This is a genomic window from Delftia sp. GW456-R20, from assembly GCF_001622915.1.
Lineage (GTDB): Bacteria > Pseudomonadota > Gammaproteobacteria > Burkholderiales > Burkholderiaceae_C > Comamonas > Comamonas acidovorans.
Genome location: NZ_LWCN01000004.1, coordinates 1,697,239 through 1,723,965, shown reverse-complemented (window position 1 = coordinate 1,723,965; position 26,727 = coordinate 1,697,239). Strand labels below are relative to the sequence as shown.

General features: G+C 67.7%; 22 protein-coding genes. 13 read left to right on the top strand and 9 right to left on the bottom strand.

Annotated features, from left to right (window positions below; translation table 11 throughout):
- Positions 1–120 precede the first annotated feature (120 nt).
- Entirely contained in the window at positions 121–1,848 is a 1,728-nt protein-coding gene (locus tag A4F85_RS13060) for a methyl-accepting chemotaxis protein (RefSeq protein WP_063326813.1), read from the top strand.
- 54 nt (positions 1,849–1,902) lie between these two features.
- Here the strand turns inward: A4F85_RS13060 and A4F85_RS13055 are convergent, their stop codons facing one another.
- Positions 1,903–5,286, bottom strand: coding sequence for a mechanosensitive ion channel domain-containing protein (locus A4F85_RS13055; protein WP_063326812.1), 3,384 nt, complete (start codon positions 5,284–5,286; stop codon positions 1,903–1,905).
- Positions 5,287–5,658: 372 nt separating this feature from the next.
- On the opposite strand from A4F85_RS13055, the gene A4F85_RS13050 reads away from it, so the two are divergent.
- Genes A4F85_RS13050 through A4F85_RS13040 form a run of 3 tightly spaced genes read left to right on the top strand, consistent with a single transcriptional unit; the run spans position 5,659 to position 10,521 of the window.
- Positions 5,659–7,581, top strand: coding sequence for a PrkA family serine protein kinase (locus A4F85_RS13050; protein ID WP_012204247.1), 1,923 nt, complete (start codon positions 5,659–5,661; stop codon positions 7,579–7,581).
- 46 nt (positions 7,582–7,627) lie between these two features.
- A complete protein-coding gene (locus tag A4F85_RS13045; RefSeq protein ID WP_063326811.1) occupies positions 7,628–8,896 on the top strand; it encodes a YeaH/YhbH family protein in 1,269 nt (422 codons plus the stop codon).
- Entirely contained in the window at positions 8,893–10,521 is a 1,629-nt protein-coding gene (locus A4F85_RS13040) for a SpoVR family protein (protein WP_013803510.1), read from the top strand. Before A4F85_RS13045 ends, A4F85_RS13040 begins: the two co-directional genes overlap by 4 nt.
- Positions 10,522–10,533: 12 nt before the next feature.
- Here the strand turns inward: A4F85_RS13040 and A4F85_RS13035 are convergent, their stop codons facing one another.
- Positions 10,534–10,842 carry a hypothetical protein gene (locus A4F85_RS13035; protein ID WP_013803509.1) on the bottom strand — a complete coding sequence of 103 codons (309 nt, stop codon included), beginning with the start codon at positions 10,840–10,842 and terminating at the stop codon, positions 10,534–10,536.
- 69 nt (positions 10,843–10,911) lie between these two features.
- Entirely contained in the window at positions 10,912–12,252 is a 1,341-nt protein-coding gene (locus A4F85_RS13030) for an ammonium transporter (protein ID WP_063326810.1), read from the bottom strand.
- A 229-nt stretch (positions 12,253–12,481) separates the two neighbouring features.
- Here A4F85_RS13030 and blaOXA point away from each other — a divergent pair, with 229 nt between their 5' ends.
- The gene (gene blaOXA / locus A4F85_RS13025; protein WP_269447116.1) at positions 12,482–13,282 is read left to right on the top strand and encodes a class D beta-lactamase; all 801 of its coding nucleotides are present in this window, start codon (positions 12,482–12,484) and stop codon (positions 13,280–13,282) included.
- Between the two features lie 76 nt (positions 13,283–13,358).
- Here blaOXA and A4F85_RS13020 read toward each other — a convergent pair whose 3' ends face one another.
- The gene (locus tag A4F85_RS13020) at positions 13,359–14,099 is read right to left on the bottom strand and encodes an SOS response-associated peptidase (protein WP_013803506.1); all 741 of its coding nucleotides are present in this window, start codon (positions 14,097–14,099) and stop codon (positions 13,359–13,361) included.
- 132 nt (positions 14,100–14,231) lie between these two features.
- Here A4F85_RS13020 and A4F85_RS13015 point away from each other — a divergent pair, with 132 nt between their 5' ends.
- Entirely contained in the window at positions 14,232–14,639 is a 408-nt protein-coding gene (locus tag A4F85_RS13015) for a hypothetical protein (protein WP_063326808.1), read from the top strand.
- 39 nt (positions 14,640–14,678) lie between these two features.
- Here the strand turns inward: A4F85_RS13015 and A4F85_RS13010 are convergent, their stop codons facing one another.
- Entirely contained in the window at positions 14,679–15,482 is an 804-nt protein-coding gene (locus A4F85_RS13010; RefSeq protein WP_063326807.1) for a PhzF family phenazine biosynthesis protein, read from the bottom strand.
- A gap of 217 nt (positions 15,483–15,699) precedes the next feature.
- Here A4F85_RS13010 and A4F85_RS13005 point away from each other — a divergent pair, with 217 nt between their 5' ends.
- The 7 genes from A4F85_RS13005 (at position 15,700) to A4F85_RS12975 (ending at position 21,684) form a co-directional block, all read left to right on the top strand.
- The gene (locus A4F85_RS13005) at positions 15,700–16,299 is read left to right on the top strand and encodes a TetR/AcrR family transcriptional regulator (protein WP_012204257.1); all 600 of its coding nucleotides are present in this window, start codon (positions 15,700–15,702) and stop codon (positions 16,297–16,299) included.
- 78 nt (positions 16,300–16,377) lie between these two features.
- Positions 16,378–17,568 (top strand): NAD(P)/FAD-dependent oxidoreductase, encoded by a 1,191-nt coding sequence (locus A4F85_RS13000; RefSeq protein WP_013803503.1) that lies wholly within the window; start codon positions 16,378–16,380, stop codon positions 17,566–17,568.
- A gap of 51 nt (positions 17,569–17,619) precedes the next feature.
- A complete protein-coding gene (locus tag A4F85_RS12995) occupies positions 17,620–18,048 on the top strand; it encodes a DUF1641 domain-containing protein (RefSeq protein ID WP_012204259.1) in 429 nt (142 codons plus the stop codon).
- A 184-nt stretch (positions 18,049–18,232) separates the two neighbouring features.
- Entirely contained in the window at positions 18,233–19,144 is a 912-nt protein-coding gene (locus tag A4F85_RS12990) for an O-acetylserine/cysteine exporter (protein ID WP_012204260.1), read from the top strand.
- Positions 19,145–19,388: 244 nt separating this feature from the next.
- Entirely contained in the window at positions 19,389–19,715 is a 327-nt protein-coding gene (locus A4F85_RS12985; protein ID WP_063326806.1) for a DUF3649 domain-containing protein, read from the top strand.
- Positions 19,712–21,355 (top strand): PepSY-associated TM helix domain-containing protein, encoded by a 1,644-nt coding sequence (locus tag A4F85_RS12980; RefSeq protein ID WP_063326805.1) that lies wholly within the window; start codon positions 19,712–19,714, stop codon positions 21,353–21,355. Before A4F85_RS12985 ends, A4F85_RS12980 begins: the two co-directional genes overlap by 4 nt.
- Positions 21,352–21,684 (top strand): DUF3325 family protein, encoded by a 333-nt coding sequence (locus A4F85_RS12975; protein WP_063326804.1) that lies wholly within the window; start codon positions 21,352–21,354, stop codon positions 21,682–21,684. Before A4F85_RS12980 ends, A4F85_RS12975 begins: the two co-directional genes overlap by 4 nt.
- A gap of 1 nt (position 21,685) precedes the next feature.
- Here the strand turns inward: A4F85_RS12975 and hpaI are convergent, their stop codons facing one another.
- Genes hpaI through A4F85_RS12955 form a run of 4 tightly spaced genes read right to left on the bottom strand, consistent with a single transcriptional unit; the run spans position 21,686 to position 26,603 of the window.
- The gene (gene hpaI / locus A4F85_RS12970) at positions 21,686–22,492 is read right to left on the bottom strand and encodes a 4-hydroxy-2-oxoheptanedioate aldolase (RefSeq protein WP_063326803.1); all 807 of its coding nucleotides are present in this window, start codon (positions 22,490–22,492) and stop codon (positions 21,686–21,688) included.
- A gap of 30 nt (positions 22,493–22,522) precedes the next feature.
- Positions 22,523–24,010: an NAD-dependent succinate-semialdehyde dehydrogenase gene (locus A4F85_RS12965; RefSeq protein WP_063326802.1), complete on the bottom strand. Its 1,488-nt coding sequence runs from the start codon at positions 24,008–24,010 to the stop codon at positions 22,523–22,525.
- 34 nt (positions 24,011–24,044) lie between these two features.
- Positions 24,045–25,574, bottom strand: coding sequence for a UxaA family hydrolase (locus A4F85_RS12960; RefSeq protein ID WP_063326801.1), 1,530 nt, complete (start codon positions 25,572–25,574; stop codon positions 24,045–24,047).
- A gap of 33 nt (positions 25,575–25,607) precedes the next feature.
- A complete protein-coding gene (locus A4F85_RS12955; RefSeq protein ID WP_063326800.1) occupies positions 25,608–26,603 on the bottom strand; it encodes a Bug family tripartite tricarboxylate transporter substrate binding protein in 996 nt (331 codons plus the stop codon).
- Positions 26,604–26,727: the final 124 nt, after the last annotated feature.

The following is a 26,727-nucleotide window of genomic DNA, read 5'->3' as shown; positions in this document are numbered from 1 at the left end:
AAGGCGACACGACTGATTCAAATTGTCAAATTTGTTCATGAATGTGTTTCTTCCGTGCCAGCAGTCTGGCCGGTTTGCGTAGGTGGTTCGAGGGAGAGCGACGTGGGTTTTCTGAGGCGTATGAAGTTGGGAACCATGCTGGGCATGGGTTTTTTCGCGGTGATCGTGGTTTGCGTATGCGTGGCAGCCTTCGGCTGGATGAAGTTGCGTGACCAGGGCGAGCAGCTGCGCGTGCTGGCCGAGGACCGCATGGGCAATCTGGCCCGGCTGCAATCGCTCAAGGACAACGCCAATGCGTCGGCACGGGTGGTGCGCAATCTGGCGCTGATCACCGATCCGGCGCAGATGACCGAGGAGAGCCGCCGGCTGGATGAGGTGGTTGCCAGGAACGGCCTGGTCATGAAGGAGCTGGACCAGCGCCTGCAGACCGAGCAGGCGCGCCGGCTCTTTGCCGACATACGGCAGGCGCGCCAGCCTTTCGTGGAGACCATGCGCCAGGCCGGGGACCTGGGCCTGGCCAACCAGGGCGATGCCGCCAGGGATCTGATCATGGGGCGCCTGCGCTCCTTGCAGACGACCTATTTCGATGCGGTCGAGGCACTGGTCGATTACCAGAAGGCACAGACGCAGGCCACGGTGGACGGCTCGCTGCGCCGCGTGGCCGAAGACGGCGTGGCCATGCTGGTGCTGACGCTGCTGGCCGCCGCGCTGGGCGGTTTGGTGGCCTGGATGATCACCAGGACGGTCAAGCAGCAACTGGGCGGAGAGCCCTCCTATGCCGCCGGGGTGGCACGCCAGATCGCGCAGGGCGATTTGTCCGTGCGGGTGCAATTGGCGCCCGGCGACACCTCCAGCCTGCTGCGCGCCATGGAGGACATGCGGGCCGGTCTGGCGCGCGTGGTTGCCGATGTGCGGCAAAGCAGCGAATCCATCGCGACCGGCGCCAGCCAGATTGCCTCGGGCAATGCGGACCTGAGCCAGCGCACGGAAGAGCAGGCCAGCAATCTGGAGCAGACCGCCGCCTCCATGGAGGAGATGAACGCCACCGTCAAGCTCAATGCCGATACGGTGCGTACCGCCACCCAGCTGGCCGCTTCGTCGAGCCAGGCCGCCACCGGCGGCGGCAAGATCGTGGACCGCGTTGTGGCCACCATGGAGCAGATCACCGCGAGTTCCCGGAAGATCGAGGACATCATCGGCGTGATCGACTCCATTGCCTTCCAGACCAACATCCTGGCGCTCAATGCCGCCGTGGAGGCCGCGCGGGCGGGCGAGCAGGGGCGAGGCTTTGCGGTGGTGGCATCCGAAGTGCGCAGCCTGGCCCAGCGCAGCGCGGGGGCAGCCAAGGAGATCAAGGCCCTGATAGGCGAGAGCGTGTCCAAGGTGGACGAGGGCTCGGGCCTGGTGAGCGAGACGGGTTCCGCGATGAAGGACATCGTTCAGCAGGCGCAGCGCGTTGCCGACCTGATCGGCGAAATAGGCGCGGCCACGGCCGAGCAGGCCGACGGTGTGGCGCAGGTGGGCGATGCCGTCGTACAGCTGGACCAGGTCACGCAGCAGAATGCGGCCCTGGTCGAGGAGTCGGCGGCGGCTGCCGCTAGCTTGAACGCGCAGGCTGCCAGGCTGGTCGATCTGGTCAGCCTGTTCAAGCTGGACGGGGTGTCCTCGTCCGTGCCCCTGCCCGCGTCCTCACCGGCCCAGGCGCCAGCGCCGGCCGCCGCAGGCAGCAAGGGCGGCCATCGGACGATGGCGTCCGCAGCGGCACCCAGGGTTGCTGCAGCGCCTGCCAAGGTCACCCCGCTGCGCAATGCGGGCGAGCGTGTGGACGAGAACTGGGAAGTGTTCTGACCGCGAGCGGGGCAATGCCGCGCTGTGAGCGTTGAACCGGGGGACTTGCCGGCCTCATGCCGTCGGATGGGGTGGGGTCTGCCCAGATGCCTGCCCAGGTGCCTGCCCCGGTGCATGGGCCGGCATGTTGCGCACATGCAGGTCCAGCTGCGGGAAGGCCACGGCAATGCCAGCGTCCTTGAGCCGGTCGTTGACGCGGCGGTTGAGGTCGTGGCGCACGGGCAGGCGGTCTTCGACCTTGCCCACGTAGGCGCGCAGCTCGAAGCGCTGGCCGTTGCCTTCCAGCGCCATGAACCAGCAGTTGGGCTCGGGTTCGCGCAGCACCTGGGGGTGTTCCCTGGCAATGCCCAGCAGCATGTCGCGCACTCGCTCGGGGTCATTGCCGTGGGCCACGGGCACGTCGATCACCAGGCGGGTCACGTCGTCGCTCAAGGTCCAGTTTGTCACCTGGCCCGTGATGAAGGTCTTGTTGGGGATGACGATTTCCTTGTTGTCGAAGTCCAGCACCGTGGTGGCCCGCGTGCGGATGCGCGTGACGGTGCCGGTGAGGGTGTCGATGGTGATGACATCGCCCACGCGGAAGGGCCGCTCCACCAGCAGGATCAGGCCCGAGACGAAGTTGGCGAAGATCTCCTGCAGGCCGAAGCCCAGACCCACGGTGAGCGCCGCCACCATCCACTGCAGCTGGCCCCAGCGCAGGCCCAGCAGCGTGAAGGCGCTGACCGTGCCCGCGATGGTGATGGCGTAGCGCGCCAGCGTGGCCAGGGTGTAGCGCGCGGAGCTGCTGATGCGGTTGGAGGCCGACAGCGTCACTTCCAGCAGGCCCGGCAGGTTGCGTGCAAAGCTGAAGGTGAGCAGCAGGATCATCACGCCCAGCAGCGCATCCATCAGGCTCACGGGGGCGGCATGCGCGATGCCGTCGGCGCCGGTGTTGGTGGTGTACCAGAGCACCACGCCTTCGGAGCGCAGCAGCGCAGGCAGCACGGGCAGCCAGGCGTAGACCAGGGTCAGCACGACCAGCACTTGCTGCAGCAGGCCCAGCAGCCGGTGCGCCTGGGCGCCCACGGTGACCAGGGCCATCTGGGTGGCTTCGTCGGTGGGTGCCTTGCCGGTGTCCACGCCCGAGCCGCTCTGGGCCAGCCTGGCGGCTTCGCGCAGCCGGTTCAGCGCCAGGCGCCGCTCGCCCAGCAGCAGCCAGCGCCGCAGCAGGTTGACCACGACCTCGACCGCGCCCAGGAACACGAAGCTGGCCATCAGGGCCTGGATGAATTCGGTGGCCGTGTAGACATAGCCGAGCACGATGCCCACGGCCAGCGCGCTGAGCATGAGCATCAGCACCACGCTGACGATCTGGCCCCAGTGGATGCCGGGCCGCTTTTGCTGCATGACACGGCGAAAGTACAGCCAGGCCATCCAGGCCAGTCCCAGCGACAGCATGAGGATGGAGATGCGCCCCCAGGTGCTGATGGCGTGGTTGTCATGGCTGTAGAAGGCCAGGCCGCCCAGCAGTTCGGCAGGCACGATCAGCCAGGCGGCGCGGCGCACCATCTGGCGCAGCATCTGCACGCGAGCGGCCGGCCAGCCGAAGTGGGCCAGTGCCAGCCCGCCCGGGCAGAACAGGGCGTTGAGCAAGGTGGCCACGAAGATGAAATCGCTGAGCTGGACCAGGGTGGCGCCCAGCGGCTCCAGCGCCGTGCCCACGGTTTCGGGGCCTTGCAGCAGGCTACCCAGCGCCGCGGCCGCAAAGCTCCAGGGCAGGGTGTAGAGCAGGCTCCAGCCCAGCGCGAGCAGGCTCAGCCCGAAGTTGTCGCGCATGAAGTCGCCCACGCGCACGGAGATGGCCTGCAGCTGGCGCAGCGCATAGCGGCGCAGGCCCAGCAGCAGGGCCACGATCAGGCCGACGGCGCCAAAGGCCCAGGGATCGTTCCAGATGCTGGCGGCCAGGGCGCGCGCGGTTTTCCAGGGGGAGCTGCTGCCTTCGATGTCCTGCTCCAGCGCCTGCCACTCGCTGAGCCAGGTGCGGTCCATGGGGCGGTGGCTGGGGAACCACAGCAGTTCCTTGTCCAGCACCTGGCGCAGTTCGTTGCCGCTGCGCAGGGCGGCGCGCAGGGCTTCATCGGTCTGCTCCAGCACGGCAATGCGGCGCAGCAAAACGGGCTGCAATTGATCGGTGAGCGCCACCTGCCGGGCCAGCAGGGCGGTCTGCTGTGCCGAGTTGGATGCATTGATGGCCGTGGTGGCGCTGGCGGCAGGTTCAGGTGCCGCCACGCCGCCTGCATCCGCAGCGTCGGCCGGGGCCTGTGCCGCCGTGTCCGCGCCGGGGTTCTGGCGCCATTTGCTGGAGTTGAACAGCATCAGCCGCAGCTCGGCCAGCTGGCGCTGCACGGCGCGGTGCCTGGACTGCAAGGTGTTGCCGGAGGACAGCTCCACGCGCTGCTGCCACAGCCACTGGCCCACGGCCGCGCTGCCACCGCCCAGCCGCAGGCGTGCCTGGGTGTCGCGCAGCGTGGCGCTCAATTGGTCGCGGACATATTCGTCATTGGCCAGGGTCTTGCGCTCCTGCGCCAGTTCATTGGAGTTCTTGAGGATCTGTGCGGCCAGCGCCGCATTGCGCTGGGCCAGGTCGCGTATGGCGGGATCGGCGGCGGAAGCGTGCTGGGCGGCCAGCTCCATCTCCTGCACCTGCTGCTCCAGTTGCTGGCGGCTGCGCTCGGCAATGCGCTGGGTCAGCCAGGCGGCGCGCGGCATGCGCTCGAGCAGCTCGCGGCGCTGGGCCTGCAGCTGGGCGGCCAGCAGGCGCTGGCGGGCTTCGATGGTGGACTGCTCTTCCTGGCGCAGCGCCAGCTCCAGCAGGGCGCGGCGGTGCTCCGCGCTGCGCCGTGCCTGGCGGGCCTGGGTGAGGTCGGGGGCTTCGCCGGGCTCGGCGGTCACGGGCTCGGCGTTTTCCTGCGCGCGTTGCTGGAGGATGGACAGATCGATGCGTCCCGGGCCGGGCTGCGAGACCAGGTTGGCCTGGTCGGCCGCGGATTTTTCGATGCCCACCTTGAGTGCGGCGATGGCATCGCGTTCATCGGCCAGCAGGCGTTCCAGCACTTCCTGGCTGGCGTTGGCGGGAACGCGTTCCTTCCAGCGATCGAACAGGCTGCCCAGCTGCTCGTCGCTCAGCGGCGCGGGCAGGGCAGGCACGGGCGTGCGTGCCCTGGCGCGCAGGCGGTCCAGTTCCTGCGCCAGCGCATCGGCTTCCTTTGTCGCCGATGCGGCGGCATCCAGTTGGGCCTGAATGGCGTTGCTTCGTTCCTTGTCGGACGCGGAGCCACCGCCCAGCGTGCCCTGCAAGGCACCCAAAGGGCCTGCTGCCGGTGCGGCCTTGGCCAGGCCCGGTGCCAGCAGGGCGAGCAGCAGGCCGAGCACCAGGCACATGGCCCGCAGCAGGTGCATCGGCGTCACGGCAGCCAGTTTGCGCGATGGGCGACCGGCGGCAAGTAGGGGGTTGTCGGCAGGAGACATCGGTTCTGAATTCGGGCCTGTGCCGCTGTGTGAGTGCGGACTATCATTTGTCAAAAGTGGGAGCGTCAGGCGCTGTATTCACGGGCCTTGCTGCAGGCCCGGCTGGCTCAAGCCCCTGTCCCGGCGCCGCAAAAAGCGGGGTAGTCCAGGAACCTGACATTGTGACCTCGCGCGCAATGCAGACATGTGGGACGTATGAGCTATTCAAAGCCGATGCAAGGTGCTACAACAGTTCCACACGGTAGCGAATGCCTTGCAACTTCGCGGCACTGTTCGCCCTCGGGTGCCGCCGGGAGAGGTCGTATGGATGTCATCAGCAACTCGGCTGCACGTTACGTTCGCCTTCGCGAAGAAGAGATGTCGCTGGACGAATTTCTCGCCCTGTGCCAGCGCGATCCCATGGCTTACGAAGGTGCTGCCCAGCGCATGCTGGCAGCCATCGGCGAACCTGAAATGGTGGACACGCGCAATGATCCACGCCAGTCGCGGCTGTTTGCCAACAAGGTCATCCGGCGCTATCCGGCCTTCGCCGAGTTCTACGGCATGGAAGACTCCATCGAGCAGGTGGTGAGCTTCTTCCGCCATGCGGCCCAGGGCCTGGAAGAGCGCAAGCAGATCCTCTATCTGCTGGGTCCCGTGGGCGGTGGCAAGAGCTCCATCGCCGAGCGCCTCAAATACCTGATGCAGAAGGTGCCGTTCTACGCCCTCAAGGGCTCGCCCGTGAACGAGTCGCCGCTGGGCCTGTTCGACCCCGTGGAGGACGGGCCGCTGCTGGAGGAGCAGTTCGGCATTCCCCGGCGCTGCCTCAACCATGTGCTGTCGCCCTGGGCCGTCAAGCGTCTGGAGGAGCTGGGCGGCGATATCCGCCAGTTCCGCGTGGTCAAGCGCTATCCCAGCATCTCCAGGCAGGTGGGCATTGCCAAGACCGAGCCCGGCGACGAGAACAACCAGGACATCTCCAGCCTGGTGGGCAAGGTGGACATCCGCAAGCTGGAGAACTTTGCCCAGGACGATACCGACGCGTACAGCTACTCGGGCGGCCTGTGCCTGGCCAACCAGGGCCTGCTTGAGTTCGTGGAAATGTTCAAGGCGCCCATCAAGGTGCTGCACCCGCTGCTGACGGCCACGCAGGAGAGCAACTACAAGGGAACGGAAGGCTTTGGCGCCATTCCCTTCGACGGCATGGTGCTGGCCCACAGCAACGAGAGCGAGTGGAAGGCCTTCCGCAACAACCGCAACAACGAGGCCTTCCTGGACCGGGTCTACATCGTCAAGGTGCCGTACTGCCTGCGTGTGTCGGAGGAGGTGCGCATCTACGAGAAGCTGATCCGCGAGTCGTCCCTGGCCAGCGCCGTGTGCGCGCCCGGCACGCTCAAGATGATGGCCCAGTTCGCCGTGCTCACGCGGCTGAAGGAGCCCGAGAACTCCAGCATCTTCAGCAAGATGCAGGTGTATGACGGCGAAAGCCTCAAGGACACGGACCCGCGCGCCAAGAGCTTCCAGGAGTACCGCGACTATGCGGGCGTGGACGAGGGCATGTCGGGCATCTCCACGCGCTTCGCGTTCAAGATCCTGTCCAAGGTCTTCAACTACGACAGCACCGAGGTGGCGGCCAACCCGGTCCACCTGATGTATGTGCTGGAGCAGCAGATCGAGCGCGAGCAGTTCCCTGCCGAGCTGGAGACCAAGTACACCAGCTACATCAAGGAGTACCTGTCGCCGCACTATGCCGAGTTCATCGGCAAGGAAATCCAGACCGCCTATCTGGAAAGCTACAGCGAGTACGGCCAGAACATCTTCGACCGCTACGTCACCTACGCCGACTACTGGATACAGGACAGCGAGTACCGCGACAACGATACCGGCGAGGCCTTCGACCGCAACGCGCTCAACGCCGAGATGGAGAAGGTCGAGAAGCCCGCGGGCATTGCCAATGCCAAGGACTTCCGCAACGAGATCGTCAACTTCGTGCTGCGCGCGCGGGCCAACAACCAGGGCAAGAACCCCAGCTGGACCAGCTACGAGAAGCTGCGCGTGGTGATCGAGAAGAAGATGTTCTCCAATACCGAGGAGCTGCTGCCCGTGATCAGCTTCAATGCCAAGGCCAGTGCCGAGGACGCGCGCAAGCACGAGGACTTCGTCACCCGGATGGAGGCCAAGGGCTATACGTCCAAGCAGGTGCGCCTGCTGTGCGAGTGGTACCTGCGCGTTCGCAAGAGCAACTGACGGGTGGGTGCGCCGCCCTTCGGCGCGCCCGGGCTGGGGGGAACAGATGGCATTGCAAATCATCGATCGCAGGCTGGCCGGCAAGAACAAGTCGGTGGGCAACCGCGAGCGCTTCGTGCGCCGCTACAAGGCGCAGATCGCCGAGGCGGTGCGCCGCGCGGTGGACAAGCGCGGCATCCGCCACATGGAGGAGTCCGAGAGCGTCTCCATCCCGCGCAAGGACATCCGCGAGCCCGTGTTCCACCACGGGCAGGGCGGCGTCCATGACACGGTGCACCCGGGCAACACCGAGCATGTGCGCGGCGACCGCATTGCCCGGCCGCAGGGCGGCGCAGGCGGCGGCGGCTCCCAGGCCAGCGACAGCGGCGAGGGCGAGGACGACTTCACCTTCACCCTGACCAAGGAAGAGTTCATGGAACTGTTCTTTGAAGACCTGGCCCTGCCGCGGCTGCTGCGCACCCACATCGGCAACACCATGCAGTACAAGACGCGCCGCGCCGGCTACAGCCACGACGGCACGCCGCACAACCTGGCCCTGCTGCGCACCATGCGCGGCGCCCTGGGCCGGCGCATTGCGCTGACCAAGGCCCCGCACCGCGAACTCAAGGCACTGGAGGAGCAGCTGCAAGCGCTGCTGGCGCAGGACGATGGCACCAGCGAGGCGGCGGCCGAGCTGCAGCAGCGCATCGATGCGCTGAAGCTGCGCATGGGCACGGTGGCCTTTCTCGACCCCATCGACCTGCGGTTTCGCAACCGCACGCGCGTGCCTGCGCCCATCAGCCAGGCCGTGATGTTCTGCGTGATGGATGTGTCCGGCTCCATGGACCAGGGCCGCAAGGACCTGGCCAAGCGCTTCTTCATCCTGCTGTACCTGTTCCTGACGCGGCACTACGAGAAGATCGACATCGTCTTCATCCGCCACCACACGCAGGCGGCCGAGGTCAGCGAGGACGAGTTCTTCCACTCCCAGGAAAGCGGCGGCACGGTGGTCAGCAGTGCGCTGGTGCTGCTGGACCAGATCATCCGCGCGCGCTATCCGTCCGGGGACTGGAACATCTACGTGGCCCAGGCCAGCGATGGCGACAACTTCGGCGACGACGGATCCAACTGCCGCAACCTGCTGGTCGAGAAAATCCTGCCGCTGGTGCGCTACTTCGCCTATGTGCAGGTGGTGCAGGAAGAGCAGAGCCTGTGGCAGGAGTACAGCCAGGTGCTGCCGCTGTTCTCGCATTTCGCCATGCGCAAGGTGTCGGACGCCAGCGAGATCTATCCCGTGTTCCGCGACCTGTTCAAGAAAGAGGGGGTATCGGTATGAACCTCTCTCACTATCCCGTGCTGGCGCCCCGCCATGCCACGCCGCAGTGGAAATCCCATCTGGCCAGCGACCGGGCCCAGCGCATCGTGCCCTCCGCGCCGCTGCCGGCGGGGGCGCGGCCGGCCGAGCCTCTGCCCGATCCCAGCGACTGGACCTTCGAGCTCATCGAGCGCTATCACGCAGCGATTGCGGCCGCCGCCGAACGCTACGGCCTGGACACCTATCCCAACCAGCTGGAAGTGATCTCGGCCGAGCAGATGATGGACGCCTACGCCAGCGTGGGCATGCCCGTGGGCTACCGCCACTGGAGCTATGGCAAGGAATACATGGCGACGGAGCGGCGCTACCGGCGCGGCCACATGGGCCTGGCCTACGAGATCGTCATCAACTCCAATCCCTGCATCAGCTATCTGATGGAGGAGAACACCACCGCCATGCAGGCCCTGGTGATCGCCCATGCGGCGTACGGCCACAACAGCTTCTTCAAGAACAACTACCTGTTCGGCATGTGGACGGATGCGGGCAGCATCATCGACTACCTGGTCTATGCGCGCGACTTCATCTCCCAGTGCGAGGAGCGCCACGGCCTGACGACGGTGGAGCAATGGCTGGACTCCTGCCACGCCCTGTCCAACCTGGGCGTGGACCGTTACCGCCGCCCCTCCAAGAAAAGCCTGGCGCGCGAGCGGGCCGAGCGCGAGCAGCGCGAGGCCTATGCCCAGCAGCAGGTCAACGAGCTGTGGCGCACCCTGCCGGCCCGCCCCGGCAAGGACAGCGCGGCGCAGCACAGCGAGCGCTTTCCCAAGGAACCCGAGGAAAACCTGCTGTACTTCATCGAGAAGAACGCCCCGCTGCTGGAGCCCTGGCAGCGCGAGATCGTGCGCATCGTGCGCAAGATCGCCCAGTACTTCTACCCGCAGCGCCAGACCCAGGTGATGAACGAGGGCTGGGCCACGTTCTGGCACTACACCCTGCTCAACACCCTCTACGACGAAGGCTGGCTGACCGACGGCGTGATGATCGAATGGCTGTCCTCCCACACCAACGTGATCTACCAGCCGCCCGCCGGACACCGCGCCTACAGCGGCATCAATCCCTATGCGCTGGGCTTTGCCATGTACCGCGACATCCGCCGCATCTGCCAGGACCCGACCGAGGAAGACCGCCGCTGGTTCCCCGACCTGGCCGGCACGCCCTGGCTGCCGGCGCTGCACCATGCCATGCAGAACTTCAAGGACGAGAGCTTTGTCGGCCAGTACCTGAGCCCGCAGCTGATGCGCGACATGCGCCTGTTCTCCATCCATGACGATGCCAGCGAACGCGAGCTGCTGGTCAGCGCCATCCACGACGACGACGGCTACCGCACCCTGCGCCAGACCCTGTCGCAGCAGTACGACCTGGGCGCGCGCGAGCCCAATATCCAGGTCTGGAACGTCAATCTGCGCGGCGACCGCTGCCTGACCCTGCGCCACACGCGCTACCAGGGCCGACCCCTGTCCGACGATGCGCTGGAAGTGCTCAAGCACGCAGCGCGCCTGTGGGGCTTTGGCGTGCAGATGGAAAGCGTCAACGGCGATGGCGATGCGCCCGTGCTGCTGCACTCCGTGCCCGCGCCACCGGCCTGATCAGGCAAGACGCTAGCGCAGCGTGCCCACGTACTTGCGGTTTTCCGCGCGCTGGCGCATCAGCTCGCCGGCGCGCTGCATGAGCGGTGAGCGCTCGGCGGGCCCGGCCAGCGCGGCATTCCAGGCGGCTTCGAAGCGATGGGTCCAGTCCACCAGTTCGGGCGTGCTGCGCGCCCCTTCCTGCTCCCGCGCGAAGCGGATGATTTCGGCGGCGTACTCGGCATTGGCTGCCAGCCATTCGGTATCGGTCACGCGGCCGCAGCTTCTGCGCAGCAGCACATGCAGGTGCGCGGCAATGGCCAGGAGTTCGCTTTCGGGCATGTAGGGGCACTCCTTCGGTTTGACGATCATCGGGCGATCGGGTGCCGGGCCGCTTTGCGGCCCGGCCGTTCATCCACTCAGGCGTTCGCGGTGCAGCGCCAGGTCCAGGCCCTGCAGCTCGCTTTCCTCATCCACGCGCAGGCCGATCAGCATGTCCAGCAGCCACAGCAGCACGGCCGTGGCCACCAGCGTGAACAAGGCCACGGCCAGCACGCTCACGGCCTGGGTGAGTACGCTGCCCTGCACGCCGCCGATCTGCGGGCTGGCAAACACGCCGGTCAGCAGCGATCCCAAGATGCCGCCCACGCCATGCACGCCAAACACATCCAGCGAATCGTCCGCGCCCAGCAGCCGCTTGAGGCCGGTGGCGCCCCAGTAGCAGGCGACACCGGCGATCAGGCCGATGCACAGCGCCGACAGCGGCGTCACGAAGCCGGCCGCCGGCGTGATCGCCACCAGCCCGCCGACCAGTCCCGAGCACAGGCCCAGCAGCGTGGCCTTGCCGCGCACCACATACTCGGCCAGCGACCAGGCCAGGGCGCCCGCGCTGGCGGCAATGTGGGTGACGGCCAGCGCCAGCGCCGCCCGGCTGTCCCCGGCCAGCGATGAGCCGGCGTTGAAGCCGAACCAGCCCATCCACAGCAGGGCCGCGCCCATCATGGTCAGGGCCAGGTTGTAGGGCTCGAAGGGCTCGTGCCCGTAGCCGCGGCGCGGCCGCAGGAACCAGGCGCAGACCAGGCCGGCCACGCCCGCGTTCACATGCACCACGGTGCCTCCGGCAAAGTCCAGCGCGCCCATGCGCGCCAGCCAGCCCCCGGGCTCCCACACCCAGTGCGCCACCGGCGCATAGACCAACAGGCTCCACAGGCCCACGAAGATCAGCATGGCACCGAAGCGCATGCGCTCCACCCAGGCGCCCACCAGCAAGGCGGCGGTGATCACGGCAAAGGCCAGCTGGAACATGGCATAGGCCGCTTCAGGCACATGCGGCGCCAGGTGGCTCACGGCCACCAGGCCCTTGGCGGCGTTGAAATCCAGCCCCGCGAACCAGGCGCGCGAATCACCGCCTATCCACGCATTGCCGGGCGTGAAGGCCAGCGAATAGCCGAGTGCAAACCACAGAATGCTCACCAGGCAGGCAATCGCCACCACGCTGGCCATGGTGTTGAGCACGTTCTTGCGGCGGACCATCCCCGCATAGAACAGCGCAATGCCGGGCAGCGTCATCAGCAGCACCAGCACCGTGGCCGTCATCAGCCAGACCGTGTCCACGGCGCTGATGGATTCCACCGCCACCAGCGACGGCCGCGTGATCGCCTGCTCGGCCGCCTGCGCCGTCTGCGCCGCACCCAGGACCGCGACCCATCCTCCCCCCACCAATGTTCTCAATGCCCGTGCGCACCTGTGCATGCAATGACTCCCTTGTTTGTTGTGGTCATGGGGCCGTCTGCCGTTGCCGCCATGGCTGCATTGGCCGGCCTGCAGCGGCCTTGCACAAGTCGTGCCAGCGCACACGGGGCCCTTGGGGCCCGCGCGATGCGGCAGGAACACCAAAACGGGAAAACAGCGAGTCAAAACAGGGCAGCCGGGCGGGCGGTGCACCATCGCCGTGCGGTGGTGCCGCTCTTAAACTGCCTGCATGAATCGAAGAAATCTGATGTGCGCCGCGTTGCTCGCCTGTCTGTCACAGGCGGCTCTGGCGGCTGCCGAACTGCAGGACAAGCCCGAGTGGGACCGCTTCTTTGCCGATGCCAAGGTCGATGGCAGCATCGTCGTGGTCGATGCCAGAGGCCAGGCCGAAGCCGTCTACGTCCACAACCGTGACCGCGCGACGCGGCGCTACTCGCCCGCTTCCACCTTCAAGATCCCGCACAGCCTGTTCGCGCTGGACGCCGGGCTGCTGCGCGATGAATTCCAGCGCATTCCCTGGGATGGCGTGAAGCGCCAGTTGCCGACCTGGAATGCCGATCAGGACCTGCGCTCGGCCATGCGCAACTCCACCGTCTGGGTGTACGAAGGCTTTGCCAGGGAGCTTGGCAGCGCGCGTGAGGCTGCCTACATGCGCAAGATCGACTACGGCAATGCGCTGGCCACGGGCGAGGCGCCGTTCTGGGTGGAAGGCGACCTGGCCATCTCGGCGCTGGAGCAGGTGGCCTTCCTGCAGCGGCTGTACCGCAATCGGCTGCCATTGCCGGTGGAGCACCAGCGGCTGGTGAAGGACGTGATGATCAACGAGGCCGGCCCGGACTGGATACTGCGCGCCAAAACCGGCTGGACGGGCCGTATCGGCTGGTGGGTGGGCTGGGTGGAATGGCCTGCCGGCCCCGTGTTCTTCGCCATGAACATGGACACGCCCCACCGGCTGGCCGACCTGCCCAAGCGCCAGGGCATCACGCGCGACATCCTGCGCTCCATCAACGCGTTGCCCAAGGCGCCGTAGCGCGAGGGACAAGGGCCATGCCAGCCCGTCAGCCCGTCATCCCATCAGCCCATCAGCCCATCAGCCCATCAGCCCATCAGCCCATCAGCCCTGGAGGCCGCTTGTCGGCCTTGCGCTCCACCGGATTGGCGGTGAGCCAGTTGGAGGGGTACTGGCGCATGAACTCGCGCGCCTTTTCCACGCGCGCGTTGAGCCAGGCGTCGTAGGCGCCTTCGTTGAGAATCGCCGGCATGCGCTTTTCCGCGCCGGGCTGCTGGTAGCGGTGCAGCAGCGCATGGCTGTTGGCGTTGACCGTGAGCAGGGCGTAGCTCAGCAGCACCTCGCCGTCCGGGCCCGTCCACTGCGCCCACACGCCGGCCACGCCCATGGGCTTGCCGTCGATGCGCGAGATGCGCGTGGGCAGGGCCTTGCCGTTGCGGTAGTCATCCTCGAAAAAGGCGGCCATGGGCACGATGCAGCGCTGGCCATTGAGCCAGGCATCGCGGAAGGCCTGGGCCGTGGACACCGTTTCGGAGCGCGCATTCACCAGCTTGAGCGCGCGCAGCCGGCCGTCGGAGGCCGACTTCACCCAGTGCGGCACCAGGCCCCATTGGGCGGCAACCAGCTCGCGTGCGGGAGTGGTGGGTGCTGCAGGCGGTGTGTCGGGAGCTGCAGGTTCTGCCTGTTCAGCGGCTGCCTCTGCAGCCACGGCGACGCTGCGGATGAAAAAGCCGGACTTGCGCGGCGTCATGTTGCGCTCGCTGGCCGCGGGCGCTTCCACGTCGAAGGCGTCGCGGTAGGCGTCGGCTTGCGACAGGGATTCGTAGTGGGTACTCATGCGCGGATGGTACCTGCGTGTCCCGGGGGTATCGGCAAGGCGAGAGACTATTCCCTGCGCATTGCGAGCCCGGCGCCGCTGCCGGGTCGATACACTGCCGCGGATTCCATGGCCTCTGGAAAGGAAGCGTGAATGCGGATATGGGTACTGGGCCTTGCAGGCCTGTTGAGCGGCTGCGCAATCTCTGCAGGCATGTGCGATGCCCTGGGCCCAGGCACAACCGCGTCGCTGGTCCTGCCCCAAGGCGCCTCGGTCGAACAGGCCTTTGCCTGCCTTGACGAAGCCATGGCCGGCGAAGAGGGCGCCTACCACCTTGGTAACGGCCATGCCATCCGTGACACCCGGGCGGGCGTGCTGGAGACGGCCGACTACGGCGCGCCCAACGTGGCGGGCTTTCGGTTGAGGGCCGAGGTTTCCAGGAGCGAGCCTGCCACTCTGGATCTGTCACTGCGCGGGGCTGGCGCCTATTGCGCCGACCTGGGCGTGGACAGGGAAATGGCCCGCCTGATCGATGGCGCCGGTCGCTGCCTGCGGCGCTGATGCGCCTTCCGCGTCGGCTCCATCGGGACGGGCCCGCAGTCAGACGGTGATCGTCCCGGTCAGGTAACGCGCGCAGTGGCCAGCCACCTCGACGCTGGCATCGGTCACTTCGCAAAACAGCGTGCCCGTGCGGCGCGAGGCCTGGTGGCCGATCAGACGGTTCTTGCCCAGCCTGCCCGCCCAGTAAGGCGCAAGCGCCGCATGGATGGAGCCTGTGACGGGATCTTCCTCGCCGCCATTGGCGGGCCAGAAATAGCGGCTGACGAAGTCATACGCGGCGCCCGCATCCGCAGGCGCCGCCACCACCACGTCCAGCGGGCCCAGCGACTTCAGGCGTTCCAGATCCGGCTTGACGGCCAGCACATCGGCCTCGGCGGCGTAGACCGCCACGTAGGCCTGCTGGTTCACAAGATAGGCCGTGGGTGCAGGCGTCAGGCCTTCGCGCAGCGCGGCCGGCACCTCATCCAGCGGCTTGGCATCGCGGCGCGGGAAGGTCATGACGATGCGTCCGCCATCCTCCTGCGTGGCGGTGACCTTGCCCACGGCAGCGGCCCAGAACGTGATGCTGCGCAGCGCGGGGTCGGCCTCGAACAGCACGAAGGCGCTTGCCAGCGTGGCATGGCCGCAGAACGCGATCTCCGTGAGCGGGGAGAACCAGCGGATCTCGAAGGCGTCGCGCTCGGCACTCCAGACCAGGAACGAGGTTTCCGAGAGATTGTTCTCTGCGGCAATGGCCTGCAGCGTGGAATCGGCAAGCCATGCATTCAGGGGAATGACGGCGGCCTGATTGCCCTTGAATCGTTCCGATGTGAATGCGTCGATGACGTGGATGGGAAGTTGCATTTGCAAAAGGCCTTTGGATCGGATTCGTGTGCAGCCTGTCATTGTTGTCTCGGTCTCCAATGGCTGCGCGCGGATTCTACGGTCCCGCAGGTCAAAGGCCGGGAATGGGCCAGGCATTGCGGCTGATGCACTGGATACCGTCTTTTCTGGAAAACCCTGGTGTAGTTTGCAAGTGCTTGTGAAAATAGAATGAAGATTCGTTCTACTATCGGTTCTCATGCAAGACGAGGCTTGGACCTTCTTTCCGCACGCGGGATCGCGCCATGTGCAGACGCTGCGCGTGGCGCTCAGGCTGTTTGTGGAGCGGGGCTTCTTCAATACCTCGATACAGGACCTGTGCGCCGAGGCCGGCGTGTCCATCGGTTTCTTCTACAACCACTTTGCCGACAAGGAAGGCATTGCGCGCGAGCTGTACCGGCATTTGCTGGCGCGCATGAATGTGCTGCTCGACGATATCGAGGAGCGGCACGCGGGCAGCGCCCAGCGCTGCCGCGAGGTGCTGCGCATGCTGTTCGGGCTGGCCGAGGCCGAGCCCGAGGCCATGGGCTTCGTGGTCAATGCACGCCACCGAGAGTTTCTGCCCGACGAGCAGGCCATCTGCTCGGCCTCGGCCTTCGTGCGCATGCGCGGCTTCGTGTTCGCCGGCATGACCGATGGCGAGATCCGCCAGATGGAGCCCATGGTGGCGGCCAGCCTGATGTACGGCAGCGCGATCCGCATGATCTGCCTGCGGCTGGACGGCATCATCGACACGCCCATAGAGCCCCTGTTCGATGCGCTCTGGGACGGGGTGTGGCGATCGCTCAAGCCTGACTGAGCGGCGCATTTTCCGGCGCTGGCGCCGTGCGGCGCCAGCGGTTGTTCCACTGAGGCGAAAGCACAAGGAGTAGCAGGGATGGCGCATCACATATTGATCATCGGAGGGGGCATTGGCGGCACCATGACCGCCAACCACCTGGTCAGCAAGCTGTATCCGGAGGTGGTCACGGGCAAGGTGCGCATCACCATGCTGTCGAACTCGCCCTGGCACTACTACAAGCCGGCCTTCATGTACGTGGCCTTCAATGCCTTCTTCCGCGACGAGTTGCGGCGCAGGCAGCGCGGCCTGCTGCGGCCCGAGATCGACTTCCAGGTGGAAGAGGTGGAACGCTTCGACTTTGCGCTGCAGGCCGTGCACTGCAAGAGCGGCAAGCGCTTCGGCTACGACCATCTGGTGATCTCCACGGGCTGCGTGCCGTCGCCCGAGCGCATCGAAGGCCTGGCCGAGGCCGGCGACCACTTCTACCAGCACGCACCCGCGCGGCAGCTGGCCGACAAGCTGGCGCGCATAGAAAAGGGCCGCATCTTCGTCACCGTCACCTTTCCCAAGACGCCCAATGTGCCGCACCAGTGCGGCATCGCGCCCATAGAGACCACGCTGATGCTGGACGACCTGCTGCGCCGGCGCGGCGTGCGCGACAAGGTGGAGATCGTCTACACCTATCCCACGGTCTCGCAGCTGCTGCGCAACTGCCTGTTCCTGCAGAAGGACACCTGCGAGATCCTGCCCACGGTGTTCGAGCAGCGCGGCATTCGCCACCAGCGCGGCTTCACGCTGGCGCGCGTGGACCCCGAGGCCAAGGTGGCCCACTCGGAAGAGGGCCAGGCCGAGGACTTCGACATCCTCATGGCCACACCGCCCATACGCGCCGTGCAGGCCGTGCGCGACTGCGGCCTGTCGCAGGCGCAGGACGGCGAAGGCTGGCTGCCCACCGACCACGAGACCATGCAGGTGCTGGGCCAGAGCCATGTCTATGTGCTGGGCGATACGGTGGACCTGCCGGTGAGCAAGGCCGGCGGCGCCTGCCACAACCAGTCGCCCGTGGTGGTGAACAACATCGCCTCGCAGATCCGCTTCGGCCGCACCAGCGATGCCTACGACGGGCGCGTGGTGGCCATCGCCCAGATGGGCCTGGACGGCGGCATGCCGCTTTGGTACGACTACCAGGTCGACGTCAAGCCCACGCCGCCGACCAAGGTCGGCTCGATGATGCGCAAGGGCTTCAACCGCGGCATGTACTGGGCCGTGGCCCGCGCCCTGGTCTGAGGCCAGGGCCTTTGCATTGTCATTCCAAGCACGAAGACAAGGAGCACCGAGATGAACATCGCTTCCGACATTCCCGTGGCGCAGCCCGCCGCTGGCGGCCTGCTGCAGGACGACGCCGCGCTGCAGGGGCTGGCCGAACTGATGGGCAAGCTGGAGCCGCTGCTGGCGGGCCGGCGCCTGAACCGCGTGGTCGATCTGCTGTCGGCCACGGCGGACCTGGTGGACATGGCAGACGACTACATGGTCGAGAAGGTCGCCAAGGCCTTCGAGGATGGCGTGGGCGGGGCCTGGGCCGCGGGCAATGCCGCACGCATGGCGGCGGCCCAGGTGCAGGCCATGGAGGAAACGCCCACCCTGATCGGCCTGATGCGCATGGCACGCGAGCCCGATGTGCGGCGCGGCCTGGCCTTCATGCTGGCCATGGCCGGCGCGCTGGGGCGCCAGCATGCCCACGACCCCATCGACTACGCGGCGGACTGAAACGCAGGGCCGAGCCACGGCCGCCCGGCAGCGCACGGGCTGCGGTGGTACAAACGCCGGGGGCGGATGTGATCCGCCCCTTTTCTTTTTGCCCATTGCCCGCCATGCCTTCTTCCTGTTCCTTGCCGGTGCTGCCGGCCGCTGTCCCTGACCATTGCGGGCCCCGCTGCACCGAGGGCAGGGCATGACCGCGCAGCACCTGAGCCGTGGCGACTGGGCGCGTGCGCTGCTGGTCATCCTGATCTGGGGCACCAACTTCGTGGCCATGAAGTTCGGCCTGCTGACGCTGTCGCCCATGCTGCTGAGCGCGCTGCGCTTCGTGGTGGCGTCGCTGCCCTTTTTGCTGTTCGTGCGCCCGCCCAAGTCGGTGGGCTGGCGCTATCTGGCCGCCTATGGGCTGGTGCAGGGCGTGGGCCAGTTCGGCATGCTGTTCCTGGGCCTGAAGCTGGGCATGCCGGCCGGCATGGCCTCGGTGGTGCTGCAGACGCAGGCCTTCGTCACGCTGCTGCTGGCCGCCTTCCTGCTGGGCGAGCCCGCGCGCCTGTGGCATTGGCTGGGCCTGGTGGTGTCGCTGGGCGGGCTGGTTGCCATTGGCAGCGCCCATGGCGAGGGCGACAACGCCATGACGCTGGCCGGCTTTTTGCTGACCGTGGGCGCAGCCTGCATGTGGGCCGTGTCCAACATGATCACGCGCTATGCGGCGCGCAGCGGCCCCTACGAGCCCTTCCCCTTCATCGTCTGGAGCAGCATCTTTCCCATCGCGCCGCTGATGGCCCTGGCCGTCTGGACCGATGGCGCGGATACGGTCGTGCAGCAACTGGCGGGGATCGACCTGACCGCCGTGGCCTCCATCCTGTACCTGGCGCTGCTGGCCACGCTGCTGGGCTATGGCCTGTGGACGCGCCTGCTGCAGCGCTATGCGGCCGGCACGGTGGCGCCGCTGTCTCTGATGGTGCCCGTGGTGGGCCTGGTCTCGGCCATGCTGCTGCTGGGCGAGCGGCCCACCCTGATGCAGTGGATGGGCACGCTGGCCGTGCTGGCGGGCATGGTGATCAACCAGTTCGGCGGGCGCTGGCTGGCGGGGCGGGCGCGATAGGGGAAAAGGCGCCAGGGAGATGGTCGGGGCCGGTGGCAGGAGGCCGGCTTTGCATTTCTTTAAATGACTCGGGTAATAAAAATCATTATCATTCCCGCTCTTTGAAAGGCGGCGTGCTTCAGGCGCGCGGCCAACGCCCGGCGCCGCACAGACCTTGAACTGTTGTGGCGCCTTTGTCCGTCCGGGCCTGCGCTGCGGCCGCGGCGTCCGGAACGGGCAACGATCCGCAAGAAAGGTCATCTCCATGCAAGCCTCGACCCCGGGAGGGTCCTCTCCATCCTTGCTGCGCTACCGCGTGGCCGTGGCCTCGCGCGCCTTGGCAGCGATCGGCGGCGGCTATCTGCTGTCGGCCGCCTGCGCCGTCACGGGCGCGCGCGCCATGGTCTGGCTGGGCGTGGAACGGGCCGATGCGGCGCTGGGCTCGACGCTGCTGGCCTTCATCATCTACGCCGTGGCGGCCATGTGGGCCTTTGGCTGCGCCAGCGCCTGGCGCGCCTGGGCCGTGATCGGCCTGCCTGGCGCGGGCCTGGGACTTCTGGCCTGGGTGCTGTCGAACGGAGCCGCCGCATGAGGGCAGACGGCAAACCCGAGGGACTGCGCCAGTCCATGTCCTGGCTGCACACCTGGAGCGGCCTGCTGCTGGGCTGGCTGCTCTACGCGGTGTTCTTCACGGGCACCCTGAGCTACTTCCGCGACGAGATCAACGACTGGATGCGGCCCGAGCTGCACGGCTCGGTGCAGGACGCCGACACCGCGCAGCGCGCACTGGAGGCCATGCAGCGCATCGCGCCGGAAGCCACGACCTGGACGCTGGGCCTGCCCGGCCCGCGCCAGGTGGCGGTGGCCGCATCCTGGCGAGAGCCCGGCGCCGCCACGGGCCGCGCAGGCACCAAGCGCGCCGAGATCGACGCCGCCACGGGCGAGAAGCTGGAGCCGCGCGAGACACGCGCCGGCAACTTCTTCTACCGCTTCCACTTCGAGCTGCACGCCATGCCGCGCATCTGGGGCCGCTGGATCGTGGGCTTCGCCACCATGCTGATGTTCGTGGCCATCATCACGGGCGTGATCACGCACAAGAAGATCTTCACGGACTTCTTCACCTTCCGCCCGCGCAAGGGCCAGCGCTCCTGGCTGGATGCGCACAACGCCACGGCCGTGCTGGCATTGCCGTTTCACATCGTCATCACCTTCAGCGGCCTGGTGCTGCTGATGTTCATGCTCATGCCCTGGGGCATACAGGCGGCCTACAACGGCGACACCAATGCCTACTTCGCCGATGTGCGGGGTGCGCGCGGTCAGGCGGCCAACCAGGGCCCGGGCGCGCGCGGTGGCAAACAGGAGCGCCAGGCCGCCGCGCTGGCCGATATCGCGCCCATGATGGCCGAGGGCGCGCGCCGCTGGCCCGAGCACGGCGTGGGCAGCATCACCGTCAACGCGCCCGGCACCTCGCGCGCGGTGGTCGAGCTGCGCGAAGGCGGCGGCATGAGCCTCATCAACCGGGGCCAGTCCGAGACCCTGCGCTTCGACGGCGTGACCGGCCAGTTGCAGGCCAGCCCCGAGGCGCCCGCCATCTCCTGGGTGCGCGCCACCGGCAACGTGATCACCGGCGTGCACCTGGGCCGCTTTGCCGAGCCGGCCATGCGCTGGCTGCTGCTGCTCAGCGGCGTGATCGGCACCTTCATGGCCGCGTCGGGCATGGTGCTGTGGGTGGTCAAGCGCATGCCCGAGCGCCGCAAGCTGGGCCGCACGCCCTTCGGCCACCGTCTGGTGGAGGTGCTCAACGTGGGCTCCATCGCGGGCCTGTCGGTGGCCGTGGCCGGCTTCTTCTGGCTCAACCGCCTGCTGCCCGTGCCCATGCAGGCACGCAGTGATTGGGAGATCAACGGCTTCTTCATCATCTGGCTGCTGTGCCTGCTGCATCCGCTGCGGGTCTCGCACCGCAATGCCTGGCTGCAGCAGATGGCGCTGGCCGCCGTGCTGTATGCGCTGCTGCCCCTGCTCAACCTGCTGACGGGCGGTGCTTCGCTGGTGCAGACCCTGGCCAACGGGCAGTGGAGCATCGCCAGCTTCGAGCTGCTGATGCTGGGCCTGGCCGCCATCCACGGCGTGGTGGCCTGGTGGCTGCTGCGCGGCAAGCCGGCAGCGGCTGCAGTGCCCCGCACGCAAGCCCGTGCCGCCAGCCATGCCCCCACGCTGGAGCGCGCGTCATGATGATTCTTGCCGCCTTTTTTCTGGCCTTTGCAGGCTTTGCCGTCATCGCCGCTTCCATGGACCGGCACCAAGACCAGCTGGGCACCGAAGGCCTGGCACCCGCGCGCCTGAAGGCTTGGCGGCTGGCCGGCTACGCGCTGCTGGCCCTATCGCTGGCGCCTTGCCTGCTGCGCTGGAATGCCTCGGTGGCCTTGGCCGCCTGGCTGGGCCTGCTGACCTTTGCGGCCCTGGCCCTGGGCCTGCTGCTGACCTATGCGCCGCAGTTCGCGCGGCGTGTGGCGGCCGCTGCAGCGGCGGCGGGGCTGCTGGCCTGGCTGGTGGCTGTCTGATTCAATAGGCGGCAGCTGCCTGCTGTGCAGGCGCGGCCACCGGCGAATCATCGAACTGCCCCCGCAGCCTGCGCGCCGCATTCGCAAACAGCAGCACATCCACGCCCACAGCCACGAAGCTGCAGCCCAGATCCAGGTAGCGGCGGGCCAGGGCGGGGTCCGAGGTCAGGGTGCCGGCCGCCTTGCCGCTGGCGATGATGGTCTTCATGGCGGCTTCGATGGCGGCCTGCACCTCGGGGTGGCCGGGGTTGCCGCGGTGGCCCATGGAGGCGGCCAGGTCGGCGGGGCCGATGAAGACGCCGTGCACGCCGTCCACCGCGCAGATGGCTTCAAGGTTGTGCAGCGCGGCCACGGTCTCGGCCTGCACCAGCAGGCAGACCTCGTCGTCGGCCACCTGCAGGTAGTCGGCGCGTGCGCTCCACTGCGATGCGCGGCCCACGGCGCTGCCCACGCCGCGCACGCCCAGTGGCGGGTAGCGCGTGGCGGCCACCACGGCGCGCGCCTGTTCGGCCGTGTCCACCATGGGCACGAGCAAGGTGGTGGCGCCTATGTCCAGCATCTGCTTGATCAGGGCCGTGCTGCCTTCGACCACGCGCACCACGGCCTGTGCCGGGTGCGGGGCCACGGCCTGCAGCGCGGCCAGGGTGCTGCGCACGTCGTTGGGCGCGTGCTCGCCGTCGATCAGCAGCCAGTCGTAGCCGCAGGTGGCTGCAGCCTCGGCCAGGTAGGGGTCGGCCATGGACAGCCACAGGCCGATGCGGGGCTGGCCTGCGGCCAGGGCGGTCTTGAAGGGGTTATGGGCTGGCATGGTGTCCGGTGATTTCGTTGAGGGAAAGATTCAGTCCAGCAGGCCCTGGCAGACGTACTTGGTGTGCAGGTAGTCGTCCAGGCCGTGGGTGGAGCCCTCGCGGCCGTAGCCCGACTCCTTGACGCCGCCGAAGGGCGCTGCCTCGGCGGCCAGTGCGCCTTCGTTGATGCCGACGATGCCGGTCTCCAATGCATCGGCCATGCGCCAGATGCGGCGTGCGTCGTTGCTGTAGAAGTAGGCGGCCAGGCCGAAGGGTGTGTCGTTGGCGGCAGCGATGACCTCGTCCTCGCTGTCGAAGACGGTGAGCGGCGCCACGGGGCCGAAGGTTTCCTCGCAGGCGCAGGCCATGGAGGCATCGGCGCCCGTGAGCACGGTGGGCGCGTAGTAGTTGGCGCCCAGGGCATCCAGGCGCCTGCCGCCCGTGAGCACCCTGGCGCCGCGCGCCACGGCGTCCTGCACATGGCGCTCGATCTTTTCCACGGCGCGCGCATTGATCATGGGGCCGATCTGCGAGGCCGGGTCGCTGGCCGGGCCCACATGCAGCGCGGCCACGCGCGCGGCCAGCTTCTGTGCAAACACCTCGTGCACGCTGCGGTGCACGAAGACGCGGTTGGGGCACACGCAGGTCTGGCCGCCATTGCGGAACTTGGCGGCCATGAAGCCGTCGACGGCGGCATCGATGTCGGCGTCCTCGAAGACGATGAAGGGCGCATTGCCGCCCAGCTCCAGCGAGAGCTTCTTGAGCGTGTCGGCGCTGCGCCGCGCCAGGTGCTTGCCCACGGGCGTGGAGCCCGTGAAGGTGATCTTGCGCACGCGCGCGTCGTCCAGCCAGACATCCACCACCTCGGGCGTCTTCTCGCGCGAGGCCGTGACGATGTTGAGCACGCCGGCCGGCACGCCCGCCTCCTGGGCCAGCAGCACCAGGGCCAGTGAGGTCAGCGGCGTGTCTTCCGCGGGCTTGCAGACCACGGTGCAGCCGGCGGCCAGCGCGGGCGCGATCTTGCGGGCGATCATGGCGGCCGGAAAGTTCCAGGGCGTGATGGCGGCCACCACGCCCACGGGCTCGCGCAGCGCAAACATGCGCCGGCCCGGCACGGGCGCGGGAATGATCTCGCCGTTCATGCGCGTGGCCTCTTCGGCAAACCATTCGATGTAGCTGGCCGCGTAGGCGACCTCGCCCTTGCCCTCGGCCAGGGGCTTGCCCTGCTCGCGGCTGATGAGGCGGCCCAGGTCGTCCTGGTGGGCCAGCACCAGGTCGTTCCAGCGCTTGATGATGGCGGCGCGCTGTTTGGCGGGCGTCTTGCGCCAGGCGGGGAAGGCGGCATGCGCGGCGTCCAGCGCGGCGCGGGCCTCGGCGGCGCCGGAGTCGGGCACCTCGGTGATCAGTGCGCCCGTGGCGGGGTCGGTCACGGCCAGGCGCGGGGCAGGTGCGGCGGGCGTGGCCGTCGCGGTCGTCCATTGGCCGGCGATGAAGTTGGCGCTGCGCAGCAGCTCGGGGCGGGTCAGGGTCAGTGGCATGGAATCGGTGGATGCAGGTGTTGTAAAGGGCGGCTCAGCTCACGATGCCCAGGTGCCAGGGCACGAACTCATGGTCGCCCAGGCCCAGGGCCTCGCTCTTGGTGGGCTCGCCGCTGGCGTGGCGCAGGATCTGCGCGAAGATGCGCTGCCCCATCTCGGGCACGCCGCATTCGCCGTCCACGATCAGGCCGCAGTTGATGTCCATGTCTTCCTCCAGGCGGCGGTACATGGGCGTGTTGCTGGCCAGCTTGATGGTGGGCGCGGGCTTGCTGCCGAACATGGAGCCGCGCCCCGTGGTGAAGCAGATCAGGTGCGCGCCGCTGGCAATCTGGCCCGTGGAGGCCACGGGGTCGTAGCCCGGCGAATCCATGAAGACGAAGCCCGGCTCGGTGATGGGCTCGGCGTATTCATAGACGGCGCGCAGCGGCGTGGTGCCGCCCTTCATGGCCGAGCCCAGCGATTTCTCGAAGATGTTGGCCAGGCCGCCGGCCTGGTTGCCGTGGCCGACCACGCCGTTGAACTGCGCGTTCTGGCCGGCCGCGTAGCGCTCCCACCAGGCCAGGCGGTCCAGCAGCTTCTGCCCCACGGCAGGCGTGATGGCGCGGCGCGTGAGCATGAATTCCACGCCATGGATCTCGGGCGTTTCCGACAGGATGGCCGTGCCGCCGTGGCGCACCAGGATGTCCATGGCCGCGCCCAGGGCCGGGTTGGCCGTGATGCCCGAAAACCCGTCCGAGCCGCCGCACTCCAGCCCGATCTTCAGGTGGCTGGCACTGACCGCGCTGCGCCGCGCGGCGTCGGCCTCGGGCAGCATCTCTTCGATGGCGCGGATGCCCGCCTCGATGGTCACGCGCGTGCCGCCGACCTCCTGCATCACCAGGGTGCGCATGAGCCGGCCTTCGCTCAGGCCCTGCGACTGCACCAGGGCATCGACCTGGTTGCGCTCGCAGCCCAGGCCCACGATGAGCACGCCGGCCAGGTTCGGGTGGCGCGCATAGCCGGCCAGCGTGCGGCGCAGCACGTCGAAATGCTCGCTGGGCGAGGACATGCCGCAGCCGCTGGTCTGGGCAAACGCCACCACGCCGTCCACGTTGGGGAAGGCCGCCATGCGCTCGGCCGTGAAATGCGCGGCAATGCGCTTGATCACCGTGGCCGAGCAGTTCACCGACGACAGGATGCCGATGAAATTGCGCGTGCCCACGCCGCCGCCGGCGCGCACAAAGCCCTGGAAGCTGGCGCGCTGCGCCTCCGGCACATAGTCCACGGGCCGCACATCGGCGCCGAAGGCCGGGTCGCGGTAGTAGTCCACGATGCGCAGGTTGTGGCTGTGCACATAGTCGCCGGCCTCCAGCTCGCGCATGGCCACGCCGATCACGGTGTCGTACTTCTTCACCTGCTCGCCCTCTGCGATGCGGCGCGCGGCGATCTTGTGGCCCGCAGGCACCTGGGCGCGGGCGCGCACGCCCAGTTCGGGAATCTCCTGGCCCAGCGACAGAGCGGTCTTGGCAACCAGCACGTTGTCGTTGGGATGCAGGTGCAGCAGGGGGCTATCGGTGCGGGACATGCGGGGCTTTCATCGGTGTGGGTTCGCGGGCTGTCAGCCCTTCATCAATTCGCGCAGCTTGAGCTTGTCGATGAGCACGGTCTCCTTCTGGTAGATCGTGTTCACGTACTTCTCGTAGTCCGGGCCGTCCAGGTACAGCAGCGGCGCATCCAGCTTCTCGGCCACGGACTTGAACTCGGGGCTGGCCACGGCGGCGCGGAAGGCCTCGCGCAGCCTGGCCGCCACGGCCGGGTCCAGGCCACGCGGCGCGCCAATGCCGTTGGGCGCATCGACCACCACGTCGTAGCCGCATTCGCGCAGCGTGGGCACGTCCTTGAAGCGCGCCGTGCGCTGCTCGCCCCAGGTGGCCAGCAGGCGCAGCTTGCCGGCCTCCACATGGGGAGCCCAGGAGCTGGAGTCGGCCAGCGCATCCACATGGCCGCCCAGCACGCCCTGCAGTGCCTCGGCGCCGCCCTTGTAGGGCACATGGTTGAGCTGTATGCCGGCCACGCCCGCAAACTCCTCCATGCCTACATGCGTGGCACCGCCCACGCCTGCATGGGCATAGGTCACCTGGCCGGGCCTCGCCTTGGCGGCGGCCACGAAGTCCTTGAGCGTCTTGAACGGCGAATTGGCGGGCACGGCAATGCCGAAGGTCTGGCCCGAGGTGCGCGCGATGTAGGTGTAGTCCTTGCGCGGATCGGCCTGCAGGCTGCCCAGCTGCGAAAAGCGCGTGACCGAGATGGGAATCTGGCCGATGGTGTAGCCGTCCGCCCTGGCCGAGGCCAGCGCCTTGGCGCCGATCATTCCCGATGCGCCCGCGCGGTTCTCCACCGCGATCGGCTGGCCCAGCAGCTTGCCGGCCACGGTGCACAGCGCGCGCATGGACTGGTCGGCCGTGCCGCCCGCCGGCCAGGGGCAGATGAAGGTGATGGCGCGTTCGGGCCAGTTCTGGGCGAAGAGGGGGCCGGTGGCGGCCAGTGCGCTGGCGCCGAGGGTGGCGAGCACGAATTCGCGCCGGCTTGCATGGCGTGTGCGTGGGGTGTTCATCGCTTGTCTCCTGTATTGGCTTTTTGCAGCCCTGTGATCCGGGCCTTGGGCTGACTGGCGCGATTGTTCAGCGCCTGATCATGACAATCCAATGAAAAGATAGACTGGCTTCATAACCTCAAAG

Bases quoted from the DNA above. Each gene is read 5' to 3' on its own strand.
- blaOXA (WP_269447116.1), top strand. From the start codon at position 12,482: ATGAATCGAAGAAATCTGATGTGCGCCGCGTTGCTCGCCTGTCTGTCA.
- A4F85_RS12960 (WP_063326801.1), bottom strand. From the start codon at position 25,574: ATGTCCCGCACCGATAGCCCCCTGCTGCACCTGCATCCCAACGACAAC.
- A4F85_RS13015 (WP_063326808.1), top strand. From the start codon at position 14,232: ATGCGGATATGGGTACTGGGCCTTGCAGGCCTGTTGAGCGGCTGCGCA.
- A4F85_RS13035 (WP_013803509.1), bottom strand. From the start codon at position 10,842: ATGCCCGAAAGCGAACTCCTGGCCATTGCCGCGCACCTGCATGTGCTG.
- A4F85_RS12990 (WP_012204260.1), top strand. From the start codon at position 18,233: ATGACCGCGCAGCACCTGAGCCGTGGCGACTGGGCGCGTGCGCTGCTG.
- A4F85_RS13005 (WP_012204257.1), top strand. From the start codon at position 15,700: ATGCAAGACGAGGCTTGGACCTTCTTTCCGCACGCGGGATCGCGCCAT.
- hpaI (WP_063326803.1), bottom strand. From the start codon at position 22,492: ATGCCAGCCCATAACCCCTTCAAGACCGCCCTGGCCGCAGGCCAGCCC.
- A4F85_RS13030 (WP_063326810.1), bottom strand. From the start codon at position 12,252: ATGCACAGGTGCGCACGGGCATTGAGAACATTGGTGGGGGGAGGATGG.
- A4F85_RS13050 (WP_012204247.1), top strand. From the start codon at position 5,659: ATGGATGTCATCAGCAACTCGGCTGCACGTTACGTTCGCCTTCGCGAA.
- A4F85_RS13060 (WP_063326813.1), top strand. From the start codon at position 121: ATGAAGTTGGGAACCATGCTGGGCATGGGTTTTTTCGCGGTGATCGTG.
- A4F85_RS13040 (WP_013803510.1), top strand. From the start codon at position 8,893: ATGAACCTCTCTCACTATCCCGTGCTGGCGCCCCGCCATGCCACGCCG.
- A4F85_RS13000 (WP_013803503.1), top strand. From the start codon at position 16,378: ATGGCGCATCACATATTGATCATCGGAGGGGGCATTGGCGGCACCATG.
- A4F85_RS13010 (WP_063326807.1), bottom strand. From the start codon at position 15,482: ATGCAACTTCCCATCCACGTCATCGACGCATTCACATCGGAACGATTC.
- A4F85_RS12995 (WP_012204259.1), top strand. From the start codon at position 17,620: ATGAACATCGCTTCCGACATTCCCGTGGCGCAGCCCGCCGCTGGCGGC.
- A4F85_RS13045 (WP_063326811.1), top strand. From the start codon at position 7,628: ATGGCATTGCAAATCATCGATCGCAGGCTGGCCGGCAAGAACAAGTCG.
- A4F85_RS12965 (WP_063326802.1), bottom strand. From the start codon at position 24,010: ATGCCACTGACCCTGACCCGCCCCGAGCTGCTGCGCAGCGCCAACTTC.
- A4F85_RS12955 (WP_063326800.1), bottom strand. From the start codon at position 26,603: ATGAACACCCCACGCACACGCCATGCAAGCCGGCGCGAATTCGTGCTC.
- A4F85_RS13055 (WP_063326812.1), bottom strand. From the start codon at position 5,286: ATGCACCTGCTGCGGGCCATGTGCCTGGTGCTCGGCCTGCTGCTCGCC.
- A4F85_RS13020 (WP_013803506.1), bottom strand. From the start codon at position 14,099: ATGAGTACCCACTACGAATCCCTGTCGCAAGCCGACGCCTACCGCGAC.
- A4F85_RS12980 (WP_063326805.1), top strand. From the start codon at position 19,712: ATGAGGGCAGACGGCAAACCCGAGGGACTGCGCCAGTCCATGTCCTGG.
- A4F85_RS12985 (WP_063326806.1), top strand. From the start codon at position 19,389: ATGCAAGCCTCGACCCCGGGAGGGTCCTCTCCATCCTTGCTGCGCTAC.
- A4F85_RS12975 (WP_063326804.1), top strand. From the start codon at position 21,352: ATGATGATTCTTGCCGCCTTTTTTCTGGCCTTTGCAGGCTTTGCCGTC.